The sequence below is a fragment of the Lentzea sp. HUAS12 genome (assembly GCF_024125735.1).
GTDB lineage: Bacteria > Actinomycetota > Actinomycetes > Mycobacteriales > Pseudonocardiaceae > Lentzea > Lentzea albida.
Map to the genome: position 1 here is coordinate 7533584 of NZ_CP099738.1, position 18857 is coordinate 7552440.

Annotated in this window: 21 protein-coding genes; 17 read left to right on the top strand and 4 right to left on the bottom strand. The window is 69.8% G+C overall.

What is annotated here, in order from left to right; translation table 11 throughout:
• Positions 1-66 precede the first annotated feature (66 nt).
• Complete coding sequence (locus ND450_RS35055) at positions 67-468, top strand: hypothetical protein (RefSeq protein WP_253322552.1); 402 nt, start codon at positions 67-69, stop codon at positions 466-468.
• An 86-nt stretch (positions 469-554) separates the two neighbouring features.
• On the opposite strand, the gene menE is transcribed toward ND450_RS35055, so the two are convergent.
• A complete protein-coding gene (gene menE, locus ND450_RS35060) occupies positions 555-1589 on the bottom strand; it encodes an o-succinylbenzoate--CoA ligase (protein ID WP_253322553.1) in 1035 nt (344 codons plus the stop codon).
• Positions 1590-1618: 29 nt separating this feature from the next.
• Positions 1619-2521, bottom strand: a complete 903-nt coding sequence (locus ND450_RS35065) for a 1,4-dihydroxy-2-naphthoyl-CoA synthase (protein ID WP_371927487.1) — start codon at positions 2519-2521, stop codon at positions 1619-1621.
• 19 nt (positions 2522-2540) lie between these two features.
• Here ND450_RS35065 and menD point away from each other — a divergent pair, with 19 nt between their 5' ends.
• The 6 genes from menD to ND450_RS35095 all read left to right on the top strand — a co-directional run bounded on the left by menD (position 2541) and on the right by ND450_RS35095 (position 8980).
• Positions 2541-4112, top strand: coding sequence for a 2-succinyl-5-enolpyruvyl-6-hydroxy-3-cyclohexene-1-carboxylic-acid synthase (gene menD / locus ND450_RS35070; RefSeq protein ID WP_253322555.1), 1572 nt, complete (start codon positions 2541-2543; stop codon positions 4110-4112).
• Positions 4113-4166: 54 nt separating this feature from the next.
• On the top strand, positions 4167-5669 hold the full coding sequence (locus ND450_RS35075; RefSeq protein WP_253322556.1) for a M1 family metallopeptidase: 1503 nt from the start codon (positions 4167-4169) through the stop codon (positions 5667-5669).
• A 187-nt stretch (positions 5670-5856) separates the two neighbouring features.
• Complete coding sequence (locus ND450_RS35080; protein WP_253322557.1) at positions 5857-6309, top strand: hypothetical protein; 453 nt, start codon at positions 5857-5859, stop codon at positions 6307-6309.
• A gap of 9 nt (positions 6310-6318) precedes the next feature.
• The gene (locus ND450_RS35085) at positions 6319-6858 is read left to right on the top strand and encodes a DUF3558 family protein (protein ID WP_253322558.1); all 540 of its coding nucleotides are present in this window, start codon (positions 6319-6321) and stop codon (positions 6856-6858) included.
• Between the two features lie 23 nt (positions 6859-6881).
• Positions 6882-8180 carry a hypothetical protein gene (locus ND450_RS35090; RefSeq protein ID WP_253328165.1) on the top strand — a complete coding sequence of 433 codons (1299 nt, stop codon included), beginning with the start codon at positions 6882-6884 and terminating at the stop codon, positions 8178-8180.
• Between the two features lie 50 nt (positions 8181-8230).
• Entirely contained in the window at positions 8231-8980 is a 750-nt protein-coding gene (locus ND450_RS35095; protein WP_253322559.1) for an SDR family NAD(P)-dependent oxidoreductase, read from the top strand.
• A 3-nt stretch (positions 8981-8983) separates the two neighbouring features.
• Here the strand turns inward: ND450_RS35095 and ND450_RS35100 are convergent, their stop codons facing one another.
• Entirely contained in the window at positions 8984-10216 is a 1233-nt protein-coding gene (locus tag ND450_RS35100; protein WP_253322560.1) for an isochorismate synthase MenF, read from the bottom strand.
• Positions 10217-10294: 78 nt separating this feature from the next.
• Between ND450_RS35100 and ND450_RS35105 the strand changes: the two genes are divergently transcribed.
• The 8 genes from ND450_RS35105 to ND450_RS35140 all read left to right on the top strand — a co-directional run bounded on the left by ND450_RS35105 (position 10295) and on the right by ND450_RS35140 (position 15711).
• Positions 10295-10726, top strand: a complete 432-nt coding sequence (locus ND450_RS35105) for a DUF3592 domain-containing protein (protein WP_253322561.1) — start codon at positions 10295-10297, stop codon at positions 10724-10726.
• A 9-nt stretch (positions 10727-10735) separates the two neighbouring features.
• A complete protein-coding gene (paaA, locus tag ND450_RS35110) occupies positions 10736-11677 on the top strand; it encodes a 1,2-phenylacetyl-CoA epoxidase subunit PaaA (protein ID WP_253322562.1) in 942 nt (313 codons plus the stop codon).
• Positions 11674-11958 (top strand): 1,2-phenylacetyl-CoA epoxidase subunit PaaB, encoded by a 285-nt coding sequence (paaB, locus tag ND450_RS35115; protein ID WP_089915556.1) that lies wholly within the window; start codon positions 11674-11676, stop codon positions 11956-11958. Before paaA ends, paaB begins: the two co-directional genes overlap by 4 nt.
• Positions 11955-12839 carry a 1,2-phenylacetyl-CoA epoxidase subunit PaaC gene (gene paaC, locus ND450_RS35120; protein WP_253322563.1) on the top strand — a complete coding sequence of 295 codons (885 nt, stop codon included), beginning with the start codon at positions 11955-11957 and terminating at the stop codon, positions 12837-12839. The genes paaB and paaC overlap by 4 nt, the downstream gene beginning before the upstream one ends.
• Positions 12836-13327 carry a 1,2-phenylacetyl-CoA epoxidase subunit PaaD gene (gene paaD, locus ND450_RS35125; protein ID WP_089915550.1) on the top strand — a complete coding sequence of 164 codons (492 nt, stop codon included), beginning with the start codon at positions 12836-12838 and terminating at the stop codon, positions 13325-13327. The genes paaC and paaD overlap by 4 nt, the downstream gene beginning before the upstream one ends.
• Positions 13328-14368, top strand: a complete 1041-nt coding sequence (gene paaE / locus ND450_RS35130; protein WP_253322564.1) for a 1,2-phenylacetyl-CoA epoxidase subunit PaaE — start codon at positions 13328-13330, stop codon at positions 14366-14368. It abuts the gene before it with no gap.
• Positions 14369-14517: 149 nt separating this feature from the next.
• Positions 14518-14973 carry a hypothetical protein gene (locus tag ND450_RS35135; RefSeq protein WP_253322565.1) on the top strand — a complete coding sequence of 152 codons (456 nt, stop codon included), beginning with the start codon at positions 14518-14520 and terminating at the stop codon, positions 14971-14973.
• Between the two features lie 117 nt (positions 14974-15090).
• Entirely contained in the window at positions 15091-15711 is a 621-nt protein-coding gene (locus ND450_RS35140; RefSeq protein WP_253322566.1) for an ECF transporter S component, read from the top strand.
• Here ND450_RS35140 and ND450_RS35145 read toward each other — a convergent pair.
• On the bottom strand, positions 15696-16526 hold the full coding sequence (locus tag ND450_RS35145) for an inositol monophosphatase (protein ID WP_253322567.1): 831 nt from the start codon (positions 16524-16526) through the stop codon (positions 15696-15698). The two genes, ND450_RS35140 and ND450_RS35145, sit on opposite strands and share 16 nt — an antisense overlap.
• 144 nt (positions 16527-16670) lie before the next feature.
• Between ND450_RS35145 and ND450_RS35150 the strand changes: the two genes are divergently transcribed.
• Both ND450_RS35150 and ND450_RS35155 read left to right on the top strand, forming a co-directional pair.
• Positions 16671-17744 carry a glycosyltransferase family 1 protein gene (locus ND450_RS35150; protein WP_253322568.1) on the top strand — a complete coding sequence of 358 codons (1074 nt, stop codon included), beginning with the start codon at positions 16671-16673 and terminating at the stop codon, positions 17742-17744.
• Positions 17741-18838, top strand: coding sequence for a glycosyltransferase family 1 protein (locus ND450_RS35155; protein ID WP_253322569.1), 1098 nt, complete (start codon positions 17741-17743; stop codon positions 18836-18838). Before ND450_RS35150 ends, ND450_RS35155 begins: the two co-directional genes overlap by 4 nt.
• The last annotated feature ends 19 nt before the right edge of the window (positions 18839-18857 follow it).

Here is an 18857-nt window from a genome sequence, read left to right on the forward strand (position 1 = left end):
AGGTTCACCTAAATCAGCGATGGCGAGCGGGACTGATCACCCCCTTCTGAGGGCGTGGACAGTGCGATGCTGGTCGACGTGAAGCAGTCGGTGCAGGTTCGGTTGATGCCGACGCGTGAACAGGCGACGGCACTGCTGGCGACTGTGCACACCTGCAACGCGGCTGCGTCGTGGTTGTCCGCGCGAATGCACGCTTTGGGTGAGTACCGGCGGTTCGATGTGCAGAAGCTCTTCTATGCCGAACTGCGGGAACGGTTCGGGCTTGCAGCGCAGCCAACGATTCGGGTGATCGGCAAGACCGTGGACGCGTACACGGCACTGCGTGCAAACCTCGGGGCTGGGAACTACGGACCTCCGGGATCGGCCCGGCGTCTGAAAGTCGAGTCCAGACCGATCGTGTTCCGTGCCGATGGTGGTCAGCCGTTCGACGCGCGCTGCTTGTCGTGGCAAACGCAGCGCCTACCCTGACAGCCATTCAGGGCGGAAGCAGCAAGCCTATCGGCCCTCGAAGCCGGGGAACAGGTGCGATCCGTCTGTTCCCTCCCGCGACGAGTTCATGACCTAAAAGCGTCGGCCACCGCGGTCCGGTCGACCTTGCCCGGCCCGCGCAGCGGCAGTTCGTGCACGAACCGCACGAGCTTCGGCGCCGCGGCCCGTCCGACGGCCTCGGTGACGACGGCCTTCAGCTCCTCGATCGACGGTTCCCCGTCGTGCGTCACGACGGCGGCGGCCACGACCTGGCCCCACTCGTCGTCGGGCACGCCCACGACACAGGCCTCCAGCACGCCGTCCACGGTCGCCAGAGCCCGTTCGACCAGCACCGGAGGCACTTTCTCGCCACCCGTGACGATCACGTCGTCCGCGCGGCCCAGCACCTCCAGCCGCCCGTCGCGCAGCCGCCCGAGGTCGCCGGTGCGGAACCACTCGCCGAACGGCTCGGGGCTGCCGCGGTATCCCAGGGCCAGCACCGGTCCGCTGATCTCGATGACGTCGTCGGTGCGCAACGACACGTCACGCAACGGCTCGCCGTCGTACACGCACCCGCCTGAGGTCTCGCTCATGCCGTACGTCGTGACGACCTGCACGCCCAGAGCGCGCGCCTGCTCCAGCAGTTTCGGCGGGGTGGCGGCCCCGCCGATGAGAACGCCGTCGAACTGCCGCAGCGCCTCCAGCCCCGGCCCCTCGCCCACGACGAGCCGCGACAGCTGCGTGGGCACCAGGGCGGTGTAGTGGCGGCCGGGCTGGGCCAGCACGGGCCGTGAGGCCTGCGCGAAGCCCATGGCGCGGAAGCCGCCGGACAGGTCGAGCACGCCGGGCGTGGTGCCGGCGATGATCGACCTGACCAGCACCTGGACCCCGGCGATGTGACCGGTGGGCAGCGCCAGCAGCCACGTGCCGGTCCCGCCGAGCCGCTCGTGGGTGGCCTCGGCGGACGCCGTCAGCGCGTCCGCGTCGAGCAGGACGGTCTTCGGCTCGCCCGTCGACCCGGAGGTGGGCACGCCGAGCACGGCGCGCTTCTCCCAGCCGTCGAGCGGTCCGTCGACCAGGGGCTCGCCGCCGCTCAGGGCCGCGCGCAGTTCGTCGAGCATGCTTTTACCTGCCCATGAGGAGTGCGGGCTCAGAAGTAGTACGGGTAGTTCGACCAGTCGGGGTCGCGCTTCTCCAGGAAGCTGTCGCGGCCCTCGACGGCCTCGTCGGTCATGTACGCGAGCCGGGTCGTCTCGCCGGCGAAGAGCTGCTGGCCGACCAGTCCGTCGTCGATCAGGTTGAACGCGTACTTGAGCATGCGCTGCGCCGTCGGCGACTTGCCGTTGATCTCGCGCGCCCACTGCAGCGCCGTGGTCTCGAGCTCGGCGTGCGGCACGACCTCGTTGACCGCGCCCATCTTGTACATGTCCTCGGCGGAGTACGTGCGGCCGAGGAAGAAGATCTCGCGGGCGAACTTCTGGCCGACCTGCCGGGCCAGGTACGCGGAGCCGTAGCCGCCGTCGAACGAGCCGACGTCGGCGTCGGTCTGCTTGAACCTGGCGTGCTCGGCGCTCGCGATCGTGAGGTCGCACACGACGTGCAGGCTGTGGCCACCGCCCGCGGCCCAGCCGGGCACGACCGCGATGACGACCTTGGGCATGAACCGGATCAGCCGCTGGCACTCGAGGATGTGCAGCCGCCCCGCGCGTGCCGGGTCGACCGTCTCGGCCGTCTCACCGGAGGCGTACTGGTAGCCGCTGCGACCGCGAATGCGCTGGTCACCGCCGCTGCAGAAGGCCCAGCCGCCGTCCTTGGGGCTCGGCCCGTTGCCGGTCAGCAGCACGCACCCGACGTCGGACGACATCCGCGCGTGGTCGAGCGCCCGGTACAGCTCGTCCACCGTGTGCGGCCGGAACGCGTTGCGCACCTCGGGCCGGTTGAACGCGATGCGGACCGTGCCCTGGTCGAGCGCGCGGTGGTACGTGATGTCGGTGAAGTCGAAGCCCTCGATCGGCTTCCACAACGACGGGTCGAAGAGCTCCTGATCTGCCACGGTCTGAGACTCTAGGCGCATGAATCCGTCCACGGCGCAGGCGAGGGTGATCGTCGACGAACTGGTCCGCAACGGCGTCCGCCACGCCGTGCTGTGCCCCGGTTCGCGCAACGCCCCGCTGTCGTTCGCCCTGCACCAGGCCGAACAGAAGGGCCTGCTCTCGGTGCACGTGCGCATCGACGAGCGCAGCGCCGGCTTCCTCGCGCTCGGTCTCGCCAAGACCGGCACGCCCGCCGTCGTCACCTGCACGAGTGGCACGGCCGTCGCGAACCTCCACCCGGCCGTGATCGAGGCGCAGCTCACGAACGTGCCGTTGATCGCGCTCACCGCGGACCGCCCGGTCGACCTCTACCGCACGGGCGCGAGCCAGACGATCAACCAGTACGACCTGCTGGGCATCCCGACGCTGCACATGCCGGAGGGCGGCGGTGAGGCCGTGACGCGGTCGTTGATCTGCCGTGCCATCGCCGCGGACGGTCCGTCGCACGTCAACGTGCCCTTCCGGCCTCCGCTGACGCCCTCCGACGACGAGTGGCCGGCGTCGGGCCGCGGCGCGTGGACGGAGACGGACCGCGCGTTCGCGTTGGAGACCCGCGCGTCGGAGCTGCCCGCCCGCACCCTCGTGCTGCTCGGCGACGACCGCCCGGAGCGGCTGCTCGCGGCCTCGCGGCTCGGCTGGCCGGTGATCGCCGAGCCGACCGCGCCCGGCGGCCTGCGCCACGGCTCGTTGCTGCTCAACGCGGGCCTGCCGGAGCACCTGCGGCCCGAGGCGGTGCTCGTCGTGGGGCGCGTCACCCTGTCGAGGGGGCAGCAGACCCTGCTTGGAGCGACTCCAATCGTGCACGCGGTGGGGGATCAGGCGCAGTGGCCGGACGTCCCGTTCAGTGCGACCCGCGCCTCCACGTGGTTGCCGGAGCCCGCCGCCCTGGACGGCGAGTGGACGCAGGCGTGGCAGCGAGCGGTGAAGGACGTCGGCGTGGCCGTCGACGACCTGCTGGACGCCACGCCGTGGCCGACGGGTCTGCACGTGGCGCGCGACCTGGTGCAGGGGATGCCGTCGGGGTCCCTGCTGTTCGTGGGCTCGTCGAACCCGATCCGGGACGTGGACTTCGCCGCGGAACGCCGTTCGGACGTCGCCGTGCACGCCAACCGGGGTGCGGCGGGCATCGACGGGAGCGTGTCCACGGCGCTGGGCCTGGCGTTCGTGCACGACGGACCCGCGTACGCGTTGATGGGCGACCTGACGTTCCTGCACGACAGCAACGGCCTGCTCGCCGACCGCCGGCCCGACCTCACGATCGTCGTGCTGAACGACGACGGGGGCGGGATCTTCTCATTGCTGGAACAGGGCGCTCCGGAGTACGACGGCAGTTTCGAGAGGATTTTCGGCACCCCGCACGGGACTGATCTGACCGCTTTGTGCGCGGGCTACCGAATTCCGCACTCCATTGTGGACGACCAGGAGGAGTTCCGTAGCGCGATTGCGGCGCCGAAGGGCCTCCAAGTGGTCGAAGTGCAGGCAAAACGCGACGAACTGCGCGCACTGCACCAACGTCTCAAGGCGACGGTGTCAACCGTTTTCACCAGATAGGAAACATACGTAAGTCGGTGGCTCGCCCATGATCGTCTGGATAGCGTCCGCCGCATGTCGATCAGATCGAAGGCGACGGCCGCGGTGGCGTCCGCGGCCGCGATGACCCTTTTCGCGGGTACGGCGCTGGCGGCGTCTCCAGGTGCTCCCGGCGCCGGCGACCCGTACTTCCCGACGTACGGCAACGGCGGCTACGACGTCTCCCACTACGACATCAGGCTCAACTACAACCCGAACGGCGACCAGCTCTCGGGCACCACGACGATCCTCGCCAAGGCGACCGAGGACCTCACGCAGTTCAACCTCGACTTCCTGCTCAAGGTGAAGTCGGTGCGCGTCAACAACGTGCCGACGTCGTTCGTCTCGGACCAGGGCGAGCTCACGCTCACCCCGCGCGGCGGCGTCCGCAAGGGCCAGGACCTGACGATCGTCGTCACGTACGCCGACAGCCCGTCCACCGTGAAGGACCGCAACGGCTTCACGGCGTGGACGAAGACCGTCGACGGCGCCCTGGCCATCGGTGAGCCGGAGATCGCCTCCTGGTGGTTCCCGTCCAACGACCACCCGACCGACAAGGCCACCTTCGACGTCAACGTGGCCGTCCCGAACGGCGTCGAGGCGATCTCGAACGGCACGTTCGTCGGCCAGACCCGCCAGATCAACGGCTACACGCGCTGGAACTGGCGCAGCACCAAGCCGCAGGCGACGTACCTGACGTTCCTGACGATCGGCCAGTTCGAGCTCCGCCAGGGCACCACGCCCTCGGGCCAGCCGTACGTCAACGCGTACTCCGAGCGCCTCGGCGAGAACGCCGACGCCGCTCGCGCCAGCATCGAGCGCACGCCGGAGATCAACGAGTTCCTGGCCGAGAACTTCGGCCCGTACCCGTTCGAGGCCCAGGGCGGCGTCGTCACCCCGAACCTCGGCTACGCACTCGAGAACCAGACCCGCCCGACCTACGACACGGGCTTCTTCCGCCGCGGCGCCAACACCTACGTCGTCGCGCACGAGCTGGGCCACCAGTGGTTCGGCGACTCCGTGTCCGTGCACCACTGGCGCGACATCTGGCTGAACGAGGGCTTCGCCTCCTACGCGGAGTTCCTGTGGTCCGAGCACATCGGTGAGGGCACCGCCCAGGAGAACGCCGACTTCACGTACGACCTCTACCCGGCCGACAGCCCGTTCTGGAACGTCCTGCCCGGCGACCCCGGCGCCGGCGCGGTCTTCGACGGCGCGGTCTACGACCGAGGCGCCCTCGCCGTGCACGCCCTGCGCGTGGCCGTGGGCGACGAGAAGTTCTTCGAGATCCTGCGCACCTGGGTCGCCGAGAAGAAGTTCTCGGACGCCACGATCGAGGAGTTCATCGCCGTCGCCGAGCGGGTCTCGGGCCAGCAGCTCGACCAGCTCTTCCAGACGTGGCTCTTCACGAAGGGCAAGCCGGCCGAGGCCCCGGGCCGCACCGCCGACGCGGCCGCGAAGACCCTGTCGGTCACCGCGGAGCCGAAGTCGCACGCCAAGATCCAGCTGACGCACCAACTGCTCGACGCCCACAAGTAGACCGCTTCTCCGTTCACGAGCCGTGCAGGCCACTCCAGGGTGGCCTGCACGGCTCGTGTCCGTGTGACCCTGGATCGGGTGCTGCTGGTTACGTCGAACGGGTGCAAGTAGTCGTACAGATCCGCGCTCCGCCCCATTTGCTTTACCTTCAAACGACAGTTCGCAGTGCACGTGGGGGAGTGAACTCGTGACGGGTCAGAGCAGCGCGCAGGAAAGCGCGCAGGCGTATGCCCTGGAGCGCTACTACGCGCAGTCCGGCGGCCCGTTGACGGGTTTCATGAGCGGCGGCGTCAGTACGATCCTGGCCGCGGCCAAGTCGGTGGAGGCCGCCGCGGAGGCGGGCGCGCTCCAGCACGACCCGGAGGCCGTGGACACGGCGATCAAGAAGCTGGACGACTTCGCGGCCGTCCTGGAGAAGATCGCCCGAAATTCTGCGTACCTCGCGACGAAGACCCCGTTGGGCGGGGGGTACGCCGATCAGATCGGCAAGTTCAACGAGGGAATCGGTGAGGCCGCGAGATCCGAGGTCATCCCGGGCCTGATCAAGGCGATCAGTGAGCTCAAGGCCCAGTTGGACAAGAGCCGCAAGTCCTACCGGAACGTGGATGAGGGCACGTCCGGCACCATGAACCGACTGTGACAGGAACCCATGAAGCACGTGCGTATCGCCATTGCCGGACTCGCTCTGCTCGCTGCGGCCTGCTCGGGTGGGCCGACCACGGGTGAAGCCAAGCCCGGCGGCACCAGCGAGAGCCCGACCAGCACGTCGCCGTCAGCGACCGGCGACTCCCGACTCGCCTCTGTGAAGCCGTGCGAACTGATCAGCGACGGCGAGGCGAGCGATCTCAGCATCAAGTCGCCGACGCCCAGCCAGTCCCTCGGCCAAGGGGTGTGCGAGTGGGACGGCGTCGGCAACGGCGGCCTCACGGTCGCAGTCGAGCCAGAGGAGGGGGCGGACAGCCTGAACTACGAGGGCGATGTGAAAACTCCCTGGAAGTTCGGGAAGTACGACGGTTTCACCGTGGCAGGGGCGAAGAAGACCGCTTACATGTGCCACGCGGTGATCTCGGTCAGCGACTCGTCGAGCGTGCAGATCATCGCGAGTGCCGGTGCTGCGACCACCGATACGGCCAAGGCGTGCGAGATGGCCAAGAAGTCCGCTGACTTCGTCGTGGGCAAGTTGTCCTGAGCCGCAGTTCGAGGGGATGACCGATGGCGTACGACAGACCGCAGGTTCCGCAGCCGACCGCCAACTACCCAGGACACAGCCACGCCGCCATGCACCAGCAGGCGATGGACGGCAACGATCCGGGTGAAGCGGGCAAGATCGCGGCGATGTGGAAGTCGATTTCGACTGAACTCGTCGACGTCGCCGTCGGACTCAACACCGTGGTCAACGGCCTGCGCGCCGGCTGGACCGGCACGGCAGGCGCCGCGGCCTCCCAAGCGCTGACGAAGGTCGGCAACTTCACCGACCAGCTGTCGGCCTCCTTCTCGGCGACCAGCGGCGTCATCAACCGCCAGGTGGAGGCCGCGGAAGCCACCAAGAACAAGTTCCCTCAGGAAGTCCCGTACAACCCGCAGCAGATGCTGAAGGACGCCGCGACCAGCCTGAACCCGCTCAAGATGGCCGCGGCGCCGTTCGAGATGCTTGCGCAGCGGGAGAAGTCGCAGGCCGCCAAGCAGGAGGCCGAGCGGGTCATGCAGGAGCGGGACAACTCGCTCGCCGCGGCCGCCGCGACGATGCCCACGTTCGAGGAGGCCCCCCAGTTGCCCAACGGCGACCAGGGTGTCACCACGACGAGCAGCACGACGTGCGCGCACACCACGAGTTCGGTCACCCCGCCCGCGCAGGTGGGAAGCACCGCCAACTCGTCCACCGGCATCGCATCCGTCGGCAACCCCGCTGTCGGGAACTCCGCTGTCGGCAACCCCGTCGCGGGCACCCCGCCCATCGGCAACCCGGGCCAGAACAACGGCACCACCAACCCCTCGTGGGTCGCCCCACCGACCACCCAGCCCACCCGACCGGGCCGACTCCCCAACGGCGGCAACCCGAACGACCGCAGGCCGTCGCTTCCCGGCGCTGGTCCGTTCCCGCCCGGCATGAGGCCGAACGACCCCCGCCCCACCGGGCAGGGCGGGACCGGCCGTGGCCCGGCAGGCCCAGGCGGACGCGGCGCGGGTGCGTTCGGCCCCGGCGCAGGTGGGCGCGGTGCCGGCGGCTTCGGCGCAGGTGGCGCTGGAGGTATCGGTTCGCAGGGCCGCGGCACCTTCGGCCCCTCCAACCCCGGCGGCGCCGCCGGAGTCGCCCACGGCCCGGAAGGAACCACCCGCGGCGGTAGCAACGCGGGCACCGCGGGCAGGCCCGGCGCCCCAGGCGCGGGTGGCATGGGCGGCGGTGCGGGCAACGGCGAGGAGGACAAGGAACACAAGTCGAACTACCTCGTGCCCACCGACGAGTACTTCGACGACGACCGCATGGTCGCCCCGCCGGTGATCGGCGACTGACCGCCGCAAACTCAGTGGCCTTCGACCCCGGCGACGAGCACGATCAACGGGTGAACTCTCGTGTCGCGCTCGTCACCGGCGCAGGCTCCGGAATCGGCGCCGGAACAGCAAAAGCCCTGGCAGCCCAAGGAAATCGGGTGGCTCTGGTCGACAGAACCGACCGCGCGCAAGCCGTGGCCGACGAGATCAGGGAGTCAGGCGGAACGGCGATCGCCGTGCTGGCCGACATCAGCGACCCCGACGCCGTCACTCAGGCCACCGAAGAGGTCACCGCCACCCTGGGCCCGGTCGAGGTCCTGGTCAACAACGCCGGCTTCGCCAGGGACAACATGGTCCTCGACATGCCGCTCGCCGACTGGGACTCCGTGATGGCCACCCACCTGCGCGGCAGCTTCCTGATGCTCAAGGCCACCGCGCCGGCCATGCGCGAGGCGGGCTGGGGTCGCGTCGTCAACATCTCCAGCATCTCGGCGCTGGTCGACAGCGATCGCGCCAACTACGTCGCCGCCAAGGCGGGCCTGGAGGGCTTCACCCGCGCCACGGCGCTGGACCTCGCGCCGTTCGGCATCACGGTGAACGCGATCGGGCCCGGCGTGGTGGTGACCGAGATGACCAAGGTGTCCGCGGCCCGTGCGGGGCGCACGCTCGACGAGCACATCGAGGTGCAGCGGAAGTCGATCCCGCGCGGGCGCGTCGGCACGCCTCATGACATCGCACGTGCCGTGCTGTTCTTCACGGCGGAAGACGCCGACTACGTCACGGGTCAGGTGATCTACGTCAGCGGCGGACCGCACGGTTAAAAATCAGATGCCTTCGAGGGCCTCGCGCATGGGGCGCATCTTGGCGTGCGCCTCCTGCACCTCGATGTCCGGATCGGAGTCGGCCACCAGCCCGCACCCCGCGAACAACCGGGCCGTCGACCCCGAGATCTGCGCGCACCGCAGAGCGATGCCGAGCTCCCCGTCGCCGTTGCCGTCGATCCACCCGACGGGCCCTGCGTAGCGCCCGCGGTCCATGCCCTCCAACTGCGAGATCAGCCGGGTGGCGTCCAGCCGCGGCGTTCCGCCCACGGCGGCGGTCGGGTGGACCGCCGAGCCGAGGTGCAGCAGCGACACCGACGACTCCAGCGTGCCGATCACGTCAGACGACAGGTGTGACACGTTGGGCAGCCTCAGGACCGAGGGCCCCTCCACGGACATGGTCGTGCAAAAGGGCCGCAAGGTGTCCGCGAGAGAGCGGATCGCGTAGTCGTGCTCTTCGAGGTTCTTCTCCGACGACATCAACGCCGCCGCGAGCTCCTCGTCCGACATGCCGTCGTGCGGCCACGTGGTCCCGGCCAGCACCCGCGAGTCCACGACCGAACCGGTCCGGCGCAGCAGCAGTTCCGGCGTGGCGCCGACCAGCCCGTCGACGGCGTAGGCCCAGCACTCGGGATAACGCCGTGCGAGCCCCTGCAGCACGAACCGCTGGTCCAGCCGCTTGTCGGTCACGGCCATCAGGTCGTGCGCCAGCACCACCTTGTCCAGCTCGCCGGCGCGCATCCGCCGCACGGCTTCACGCACGGCCTCGCGGTACTGCGTGACCGGCAGCTGCCCGTTGGAGTAACGGACGGAGGTCGGGCGCGAGAGAGGCGTGACGTGCGGGGCCGGGTCGGAGGCGCCGATCGTCGTGACCCACTGCTCGCCGTTGCGCCGCCCGGCGACCACCTCGGGCACGATCAGCACCGAGTCGCCCGGTGAGTCGGCGAACGCCATCGAGACGAACGCCACCGGGCCGCTGCCCGGTACGCCCAGCTCGTCGTCCACGTCGAGGTGGGAGACGAACTCCTGCCACCACTTGTCGGCCTTCGCGAACCGGTCGGGGCCGCTGACCTCGAACCGCGCGGCCTCGCCCCAGCCGACCAGCCCGGACCCCTCGCGCACCCAGGCGAGCGCGCGCTCCGGGTCCGGCAGCAGACCGAGCAGGTCACCGGCGGTGTCCCGCTTCGACCGGACGCGGATTCGCTGCCGTGCTCGCGATGTCGGTGCAGAGGTCACAGTCCGACTGTATGGACATGAACCTGAAAGCGCGGCATCCGCCCGGCTCTAGACTTCTCAGTTGTGGTGGAGGACGCAGTGACCAAGACGCCCCGCGGTGTACGCGTCCGCCGTGCGGTCTGCAGAGTGTTGTTCGTCGTCGGTGGCGTGATCACGCTCGTGTGCGTGCTTCTGCCCATCGCGTGCTGGCGGGACGACGTGGCCATCGAGCGGTCGATGGGGCAGGCGGTCGCGCAGGTCGACTCCGTGTCCTTCAACCGGACGGTTGTGCGCTACGCCACACCGGACGGGCGCGTGATCATCCCGTCCCAGGGCGTGCTCTACCCGGACGGGCTCAAGGTCGGGGACAACGTGCGGGTCGAGTACGACCAGACGAACCCCGAGCTGACGCGCGTCGCCGGGCGGACCGCCGTGCTGTCCCTGCTCCCCGTCGGAACGTTCCTCGTGTCCGTCTGGATCGTCATCGCCGCGGTTGTGACAGTTCTACGCAGGTTCGGCGCCCGGATGTAACATCGGTGTATGGCGGATGACCTGGAGCTGCGCTTCGAGCGCACCGTGCAGGCCGAATCGCGCATCGAGCCGCGCGACTGGATGCCCGACGGCTACCGCAAGACCCTGATCAGGCAGATCGCCCAGCACGCGCACTCCGAGATCATCGGGATGCAGCCGGAGGGCAACTGGATCAGCCGCGCGCCCTCGCTGCGCCGCAAGGCGATCCTGCTGGCGAAGGTGCAGGACGAGGCGGGTCACGGCCTGTACCTCTACTCGGCCACGGAGACGCTCGGCGCCGACCGCGAGGACCTGACGACCAAGCTCATCGAGGGCCGCCAGAAGTACTCCTCGATCTTCAACTACCCGACGCTCACGTTCGCCGACGTCGGCGTCATCGGCTGGCTGGTCGACGGCGCCGCGATCTGCAACCAGGTGCCGCTCTGCCGCACTTCCTACGGGCCGTACGCGCGCGCGATGATCCGCATCTGCAAGGAAGAGTCGTTCCACCAGCGTCAGGGCTACGAGCTCCTCATGACGATGATGCGCGGCACCCAGCAGCAGAAGGACATGGTCCAGGACTCGGTGAACCGCTGGTGGTGGCCGGCGCTGATGATGTTCGGACCGCCGGACGCCGAGTCGACCAACACCGAGCAGTCCATGGCGTGGCGGATCAAACGCGACACCAACGACGAGCTGCGGCAGAAGTTCGTGAACATGAGCGTGCCGCAGGCCGAGGCCCTCGGCGTGACGTTCCCCGACCCCGAGTTGAAGTGGAACGAAGAGCGCGGGCAGTACGACTTCGGCTCGCCGGACTGGGACGAGTTCTGGCAGGTCGTCAAGGGTGGCGGCGTCTGCAACGAACAGCGCATCGCTCACCGCCGCAAGGCGCACGAGGACGGCGCATGGGTCCGTGAGGCCGCCGCCGCGCACGCTTCCAAGAACGACGCACGTAAGGAAGGTGCCGCGTGAGCACGTCGTGGCCGTTGTGGGAAGTGTTCGTGCGCGGCAAGCGCGGCCTGAACCACGTGCACGTCGGTTCGCTGCACGCGCCGGACGCCGAGATGGCGCTGCGCAACGCCCGTGACGTCTACACGCGCCGCAACGAGGGCGTGTCGATCTGGGTCGTGCCCGCCACGGAGATAACGGCCTCCTCGCCGGACGAGAAGGACCCGTTCTTCGCGCCGTCCGGGGACAAGGTCTACCGGCACCCGACGTTCTACGCGATTCCCGAGGACGTGCCGCACCTATGAGCTTCGACAACGCCTACGAGTCGCTGCTGGGTGGCGAGGACGCGCACTGGGCGTTCGGAACGGGCTTCTCCGAGGCCCTGTCCGGCGTGAACCGCGAGTTCCCCGCGGGCGTCGACAAGGACGCGCTCGCCGCGTACTGCCTGATGCTCGGCGACGACGCGCTGATCTGCTCCCAGCGGCTCGCGGAGTGGTGCTCGCGCGCTCCCGAGCTGGAGGAGGACATCGCGCTCGCCAACATCGCCCTGGACCTGCTCGGCCAGGCCCGCATGCTGCTCACGCGCGCAGGCGAGGTGCTGGGCAAGGACGAGGACGAGCTCGCCTACCTGCGCGACGAACGCGAGTTCCGCAACGTGCACCTGGCCGAGATCGACTGCGGCCCGGGCCCTGGCGGCGACTTCGCGACGACCATCGCGCGCCTGCTGGTGTTCTCGTCGTGGCGGCTGGCCCTGTTCTCACGGCTGCGCGGCTCGGCCGACCCGGTCCTGAAGGCGATCGCCGAGAAGGGCCTGAAGGAACTGGCCTACCACCGCGACCACGCGGCCCAGTGGACCGTCCGGCTCGGCGACGGCACCGACGAGTCGCACCGCCGCATGCAGGCGGGCCTCGACCGCGTGTGGCCGTTCGTCGACGAGCTGTTCGCGACGCATTCCGTCGACACCGTGCTGGCCGGCGTGGCCGTCGACCCGGCGTCACTGCGGTCCGAAGTGGACGGTGTGCTGGAGGCGGTTTTCGATGCCGCCGGCCTCACGCGTCCCGCGGACACGAAGGCCGCACGGGTGGCGGGCATGGCGGGCCGCGACGGCGTGCACACCGAGGCCATGGGCTACCTGCTGGCCGAGATGCAGCACCTGCACCGCTCGCTGCCCGGAGCCGTCTGGTGACGACGGCGCTGGAGGTCGCGTCGGCCGTGCGGGACCCGGAGCTCCCGGTCCTCACGCTGGCTGACCTCGGCGTGCTGCGCGAGGTGTCCGAAGAGGACGGTCGCGTCGTCGTCACCATCACCCCGACCTACTCGGGCTGCCCCGCGATCGACGAGATGGGCGCCGACCTGCGCCGATCACTCGTGAGCGCGGGCTTCACCGACGTCGAGGTGCGCCTGTCGCTCTCCCCGGCCTGGACCACGGACTGGATCAGCGACGAGGGCCGCGCGAAGCTCGCGGAGGCCGGCATCGCGCCCCCGGCGCGCATCGGCCCCGTCGCCGCGGGCCCCGTCCCGCTGAACCTCGTGCCGCCGTCACGCCAGGTCGCGTGCCCGCAGTGCGGTTCGCCGAACACGTCGGAGATTTCCCGGTTCGGCTCGACCGCGTGCAAGGCCCTGCGCCGCTGCCACGCCTGCGCCGAACCGTTCGAGCACGTCAAGGAGATCTGAGTGGCCCGCCGCGCTGCCTTCCACAAGCTGACGGTCGCGAGCGTCGACCGCCTCTGCGACGACGCCGTGGCCGTCACCTTCACCGTGCCGGAGGACCTGGCGGACGAGTTCGCCTTCACCGCCGGCCAGTACCTGACCCTGCGCCAGGGCGACGAACGCCGCTCGTACTCGATCTGCGCGCCCACCGGCGCCGCCCCGCGCATCGGCGTGCGACGCGTCGACGGCGGCCAGTTCTCGACGTGGCTCGTGGACCGCGTCGCCGTCGGTGACGTGCTCGAGGTGCTCCCACCGCTGGGCAAGTTCACCCCGTCCGGTACCGGCACCCACCACGGCCTGGTCGTCGCGGGCTCGGGCATCACCCCGGCCCTGTCGATCGCCGCCACGGTCCTCGCCACCGGCGCCCGCGTGACGTTGTTGTACGGCAACCGAAGCACCAACACGGTGATGTTCGCCGACGAGCTCGCCGACCTGAAGGACCGCTACCCGGCCACGTTCCAGCTGATCCACGTCCTGTCCCGCGAACCGCGCGACGTGGAGCTCTTCACGGGCCGCCTGACCGCTTCGAAGCTCACGGCGCTGTTCGGCAGCGTCGTCCCGTTCGACGCCATCGACGAGTGGTGGCTGTGCGGCCCCTACGAGATGGTGCAGGACGCCACGGCCGTGCTGCGCGATCGAGGCGTTGCTCCAGACCGCGTGCACCACGAGCTCTTCTACGTCGACGAGCCGCCGCCCCCACCGCGCCGCAAGGAGGCCGTCGTGGACGCCGCCGCCTCGGTGACGGTCGTGCTGGACGGCAAGACGACCACCCTGCCTCTGCCCGCCGACGAGCCGATCCTGGACGCCGCCCAACGCGTGCGCGCCGACCTGCCGTTCGCCTGCAAGGGCGGTGTGTGCGGCACGTGCCGTGCGCTCGTCACGGAGGGCACCGTCGAGATGCGGCGCAACTACGCGCTCGACGAGTCGGAGGTGGCGGCGGGGTTCGTGCTGACGTGTCAGGCGCTGCCGACGAGCGAGTCCGTGACGGTCGACTTCGACGCCTGAGCGGAGTAGTCCGTTACTCCTTTGAGACCATATGGTCCATGTGGCATGGCTTTGTGGACGAGTCGCGTCGAGGTGCGACCTACCTCGTCGTTGCGGTCGTCGTCAGACCCCGCGAGTTGGATGCGGTGCGCTCGTCCTTGCGTCGGTTGGTGAGGCCCGGCCAGCGCCGCGTCCACTTCAAGAAGGAGGGCGACTCGCGCAGGCGCGAACTCGTCTCCCGGCTGCGCGAGATGGGCCTGCGGGCCGGGGTGTGGACGGTTCGCGACTCGGATGACGTCCGTGCTCGTCAGCTGTGCCTGTCCGCTGCGGCGAGCTGGCTCCAGGAACTAGGTGCCACCCGGCTCGCGATCGAGAGCTGTGCACACCAGGACGTACGGGACCGGCAAACTCTTGCCACCGCACTGGCGAAAGTGGACGAGCCGTTCACCTACGAGCACTTGCGGCCGGCCGAGGACCCGGTGCTGTGGGCGAGTGATGCACTCGCGTGGTGCTTCGGGGCTGGAGGCGACTGGCGGCAGCGCATCCAGCCGATGCTCGACGCGGTGGTGAGGCTCGATCAGTGCCCAGACAGCGCGAAACCCGGCAACCGACCGTCCGGACGGTGAACCGGGTCCACTTCCGATCCCTATTGGAACCGACAACAAGAACAATAGCAGAGTTATGTCACCCGCGATGTCGGACAACACCCACGAACAGCCGGTGAACGTGGCACGATCGAGCGCATGGTGGTCGTCCGTTCAGCCCTCTGGGGTGCCCTGATCGGCACCCTGCTCATGGGCGCCCTCACCACGGTCATCGACGTGTCCACGCCGAGTGACACCGACTCGTCCGTGTTCATCACCTTCATCGCGATCGCCTTCGTCTCCTTCCTGTTCGGAGGCATCCCCGGAGCCGTCGTCGGCACGGTGGTCGGAGCCATCCGCAACGCGGTCCGGCAGCCGCGCCACGTGCCGCCGCCGATGTACCACCCGCCGGTCCCGCAGCAGCCCTACGACATGTGGTCCGACCTGGTCGAACGCTGCGCGGAGTCGACGCGCCGGGTGTCGGCCGCGGTGCAGACGGTGCCGAACTCGCCCGCCAAGGAGTGGCTGCAGCGGATCACCGAGAAGCTCGTCACGGAACTCGACGACGTGCGCGGTATCGCGCAGCTCGGGCGGGCGCTCGGGGCCGTCGACCGGCAGCACCCCGTCTACCAGCGGCTGCTCAAGGCCACGCACGACTTCCACGCGTTCGAGAACGAGGTGGGGCGGGTGGCGCTGCAGATGTTCGACCACCCGGAGCTGGACGAGGCGCGCACGCACCTCGAGGTGCTGGAGAAGCAGCTCCCTCAGCTGTCGGCCTGAAGCGCCGACTGCCACCAGCTCAGCACCTCGTCGGCCGCCTCCGGCGCGGCCACCAGGAGTCCGTCCACGGGTAGTTGGGCGCCCTCGCCGCGTCTGTCGAGCACGACCGCACCCGATTCCACGGCCAACGAGACCGCACCGGCCACGTCCCACTCGTGGTAGCCGTGCAGCACGGCGGCGGCCACGTGGCCCAGCGCCACTTGTGCGACGGCCAGGCACTTCGAGCCGAGGACGCGCACGCCCGTGCCTGCTATAGCGGCCGTGGAGATGAAGTCGCCCATGCCCGGCCACGGACCGGTGCGCGTCATCTCGGTGCACACGACCAGGGAGTCGCCCTGTCGTTCGGTCAGGCGGACCGGGGTGCCGTTCGCGCGCATGCCGCGGCCTCGGGCGGCGGCGTAGATCTGCGAGCGGTACGGGTCCGCGACGACGCCGACGACCGGGCCCCAGCGGTCCACCAGCGCGAGGCTGTAGGCGCACCAGGGCATGCCCGCCGTGTAGTTCGCGGTGCCGTCCACGGGGTCGACGACCCAGCGGAACTCGGAGTCACCGGTCACGTCGTCGGAGTTCTCGCAGAACACCGGTATCGAGGGGAACTCGGCGGTGAGCACGCGCCGGGTGTGGCGTTCCAGGGTGCGGTCGGTGTCGGTGACCCAGTCGAACGGCGACTCGCCGGAGTCGGGACGCACGCCGCGGCCGGCGGTGGCCATGATGACGTCCGAGGCGTCGTTCGCCAGGCGACCGGCCACTTCCAGTGCGATGGACACGAGTCCGGGGTCCACCGGGTGCGCGGGACGGGACGACAAGACGGTCATGCTGGCCTAGTTTCACCGCGTCGTGTGTCCGGAAACCGAAGCGCAGATGACGAAATGACGATCACCTGGCCACGACGTGAGGTGTTCCGTCCACGTCAAATCGTGCGTCACGCGGACTTCATGCGGGCACCTCAAGGTGTCGGTGTGCGAGTAGCGATCGTGACCGAGAGCTTCCTGCCCCAGGTGAACGGCGTCACCAACTCGGTGCTGCGCGTGCTGGAGCACCTGCGCAGAGGCGGCCACCAGGCCCTGGTCGTCGCGCCCGGCGCCGGCGCGGAAGAACACCACGGCACGCCCGTCGTCAGGGTCCCCTCCGTCGACGTGCCGCTGGTGACGAGCCTCCCCATCGGCGTGCCGGGCCCGAGAGTGCTGCACGCGCTCGCGGACTTCCGGCCCGACGTCGTGCACCTCGCCTCCCCGTTCGTGCTCGGCGCGTACGGCCTCAGAGCAGCGCGCAAGCTCGACGTCCCGACCGTCGCGGTCTACCAGACCGACGTCGCCGGGTTCGCGGGCAACTACGGGCTCGGCCTCACCAAGCGCGCCGCGTGGAGGTGGACCAAGCGCCTGCACACGCTCGCCGACCGCACGCTCGCTCCGTCGAGCTCGGCGGTGGAAGCGTTGGAGGAGCACGGCGTCCCTCGCGTGCACAGGTGGGGCAGGGGCGTCGACATCGACCTCTTCCACCCGCGTCCGAGGCACAACGACGAGCTGACCATCGGCTACGTCGGCCGCCTGGCCCCGGAGAAGCAGGTGCAGCGGCTGCGCGAACTGCACGACCTGCCCGGCGTGAAGCTGCGCATCGTCGGCGACGGCCCGGACCGCGAGGAGCTCGAGAAGGACATGCCGGGCGCCGAGTTCCTGGGCTTCCGCACCGGCCAGGAGCTGGCCGAGGCCTACGCGTCGCTGGACGTCTTCATCCACACCGGCCCGCACGAGACGTTCTGCCAGGCCGTCCAGGAAGCCCTGGCCACCGGTCTCCCGGTCCTGGCACCGAACGCGGGCGGCCCCCGCGACCTGGTCGACCACGGCCGCACCGGCTACCTGTTCGACGACGACATCACCCAGTACGTCGACCTGCTGCGCGACCCGCTGCGCCGCAGGCGCTTCGGCCTGGCCGCCCGCAAGTCGGTGCTCACCCGCACCTGGCCCGCGATCTGCGATCAGCTGATGGGCCACTACGCGGCGGTCATGGGACTCACCCACCAGGCGGCCGCTTGAGGATCGTCCAGCTCGCCAACTTCTACGGCCCGAAGTCCGGCGGCCTCCGCACGGCACTGCACCACCTCGGCACCGGCTACAGCCAGCTGGGCCACGAGGTGGTGCTGGTCGTGCCCGGCGCCCGCGCGGCGGACGAGGAACTGCCCGGCGGCGTCCGCCGCGTCACGCTCCCGGCGCTCAAGATCCCGTACACCGGCGGCTACCGCGTGGTCGACCCGTGGCGGGTGAAGTCCCTGGTGGACGACCTGAGGCCCGACCGCCTGGAGGTCTCCGACCGCCTGACCCTGCGCGGCATGGGCGCTTGGGCGAGCGAGCGGGGCATCCCGAACGTCGTCATCTCCCACGAACGCCTCGACCGCCTTCTCCGCTTCGTGCTGCCGGAGAACCCGGCCGAACGCGGCGCGGACTGGGCGAACCGCCGCATGGCCGCCTCCTACGACACGGTCGTCTGCACGACGGGCTTCGCGCGCGAGGAGTTCGACCGCATCGGCGCCACCAACGTCACCCAGGTCCCGCTCGGCGTCGACCTGGCCACGTTCACCCCGAGTAGACACTCCGCGGACCTCCGCCAAGACCTGTTGCAGGGCAAGCAGAACCTGCTGATCCACTGTGGACGCCTGTCACCCGAGAAACACGTCGAACGCTCCGTCGACACCCTCGCCGAACTCCACGAGCAGGGCCACTCGGCCCGCCTGGTGATCGCCGGCGACGGCCCGAGACGCGCCGCCCTCGAAAAACGCGCGGCAGGCCTGCCGGTCACCTTCCTCGGCTTCGTGAAGTCACGCCTGGACGTGGCCTCGCTCCTGGCGTCGGCGGACCTCTCCCTGGCGCCGGGCCCGCACGAGACCTTCGGCCTGGCCGCCCTCGAAGCCCTGGCCAGCGGCACGCCGGTGGTCGTCAGCCAGAGCAGCGCCCTCAAGGAGATAGTCCAACCCTCCTGCGGCGCGGCCGTCGACGACCACGCCGAGGCCTTCGCCACCGCGGCCAGACACCTGCTGGAATCGGGCTCCCGGGAGGCCGCGAGGGCCCGCGCCGAGCAGTACCCGTGGCACACCGCCGTCACCGGCATGCTCACCGCGCTGAAGGTGCCCTGAAGATGATCTCAGCGACCCT

Excerpts from the sequence above, each read along its gene's own strand:
- ND450_RS35055 (WP_253322552.1), top strand. The coding sequence starts at position 67 with ATGCTGGTCGACGTGAAGCAGTCGGTGCAGGTTCGGTTGATGCCGACG.
- menE (WP_253322553.1), bottom strand. The coding sequence starts at position 1,589 with ATGCTCGACGAACTGCGCGCGGCCCTGAGCGGCGGCGAGCCCCTGGTC.
- menD (WP_253322555.1), top strand. The coding sequence starts at position 2,541 with ATGAATCCGTCCACGGCGCAGGCGAGGGTGATCGTCGACGAACTGGTC.
- ND450_RS35075 (WP_253322556.1), top strand. The coding sequence starts at position 4,167 with ATGTCGATCAGATCGAAGGCGACGGCCGCGGTGGCGTCCGCGGCCGCG.
- ND450_RS35085 (WP_253322558.1), top strand. The coding sequence starts at position 6,319 with ATGAAGCACGTGCGTATCGCCATTGCCGGACTCGCTCTGCTCGCTGCG.
- ND450_RS35090 (WP_253328165.1), top strand. The coding sequence starts at position 6,882 with ATGGCGTACGACAGACCGCAGGTTCCGCAGCCGACCGCCAACTACCCA.
- paaA (WP_253322562.1), top strand. The coding sequence starts at position 10,736 with ATGGCGGATGACCTGGAGCTGCGCTTCGAGCGCACCGTGCAGGCCGAA.
- paaC (WP_253322563.1), top strand. The coding sequence starts at position 11,955 with ATGAGCTTCGACAACGCCTACGAGTCGCTGCTGGGTGGCGAGGACGCG.
- ND450_RS35140 (WP_253322566.1), top strand. The coding sequence starts at position 15,091 with ATGGTGGTCGTCCGTTCAGCCCTCTGGGGTGCCCTGATCGGCACCCTG.
- ND450_RS35145 (WP_253322567.1), bottom strand. The coding sequence starts at position 16,526 with ATGACCGTCTTGTCGTCCCGTCCCGCGCACCCGGTGGACCCCGGACTC.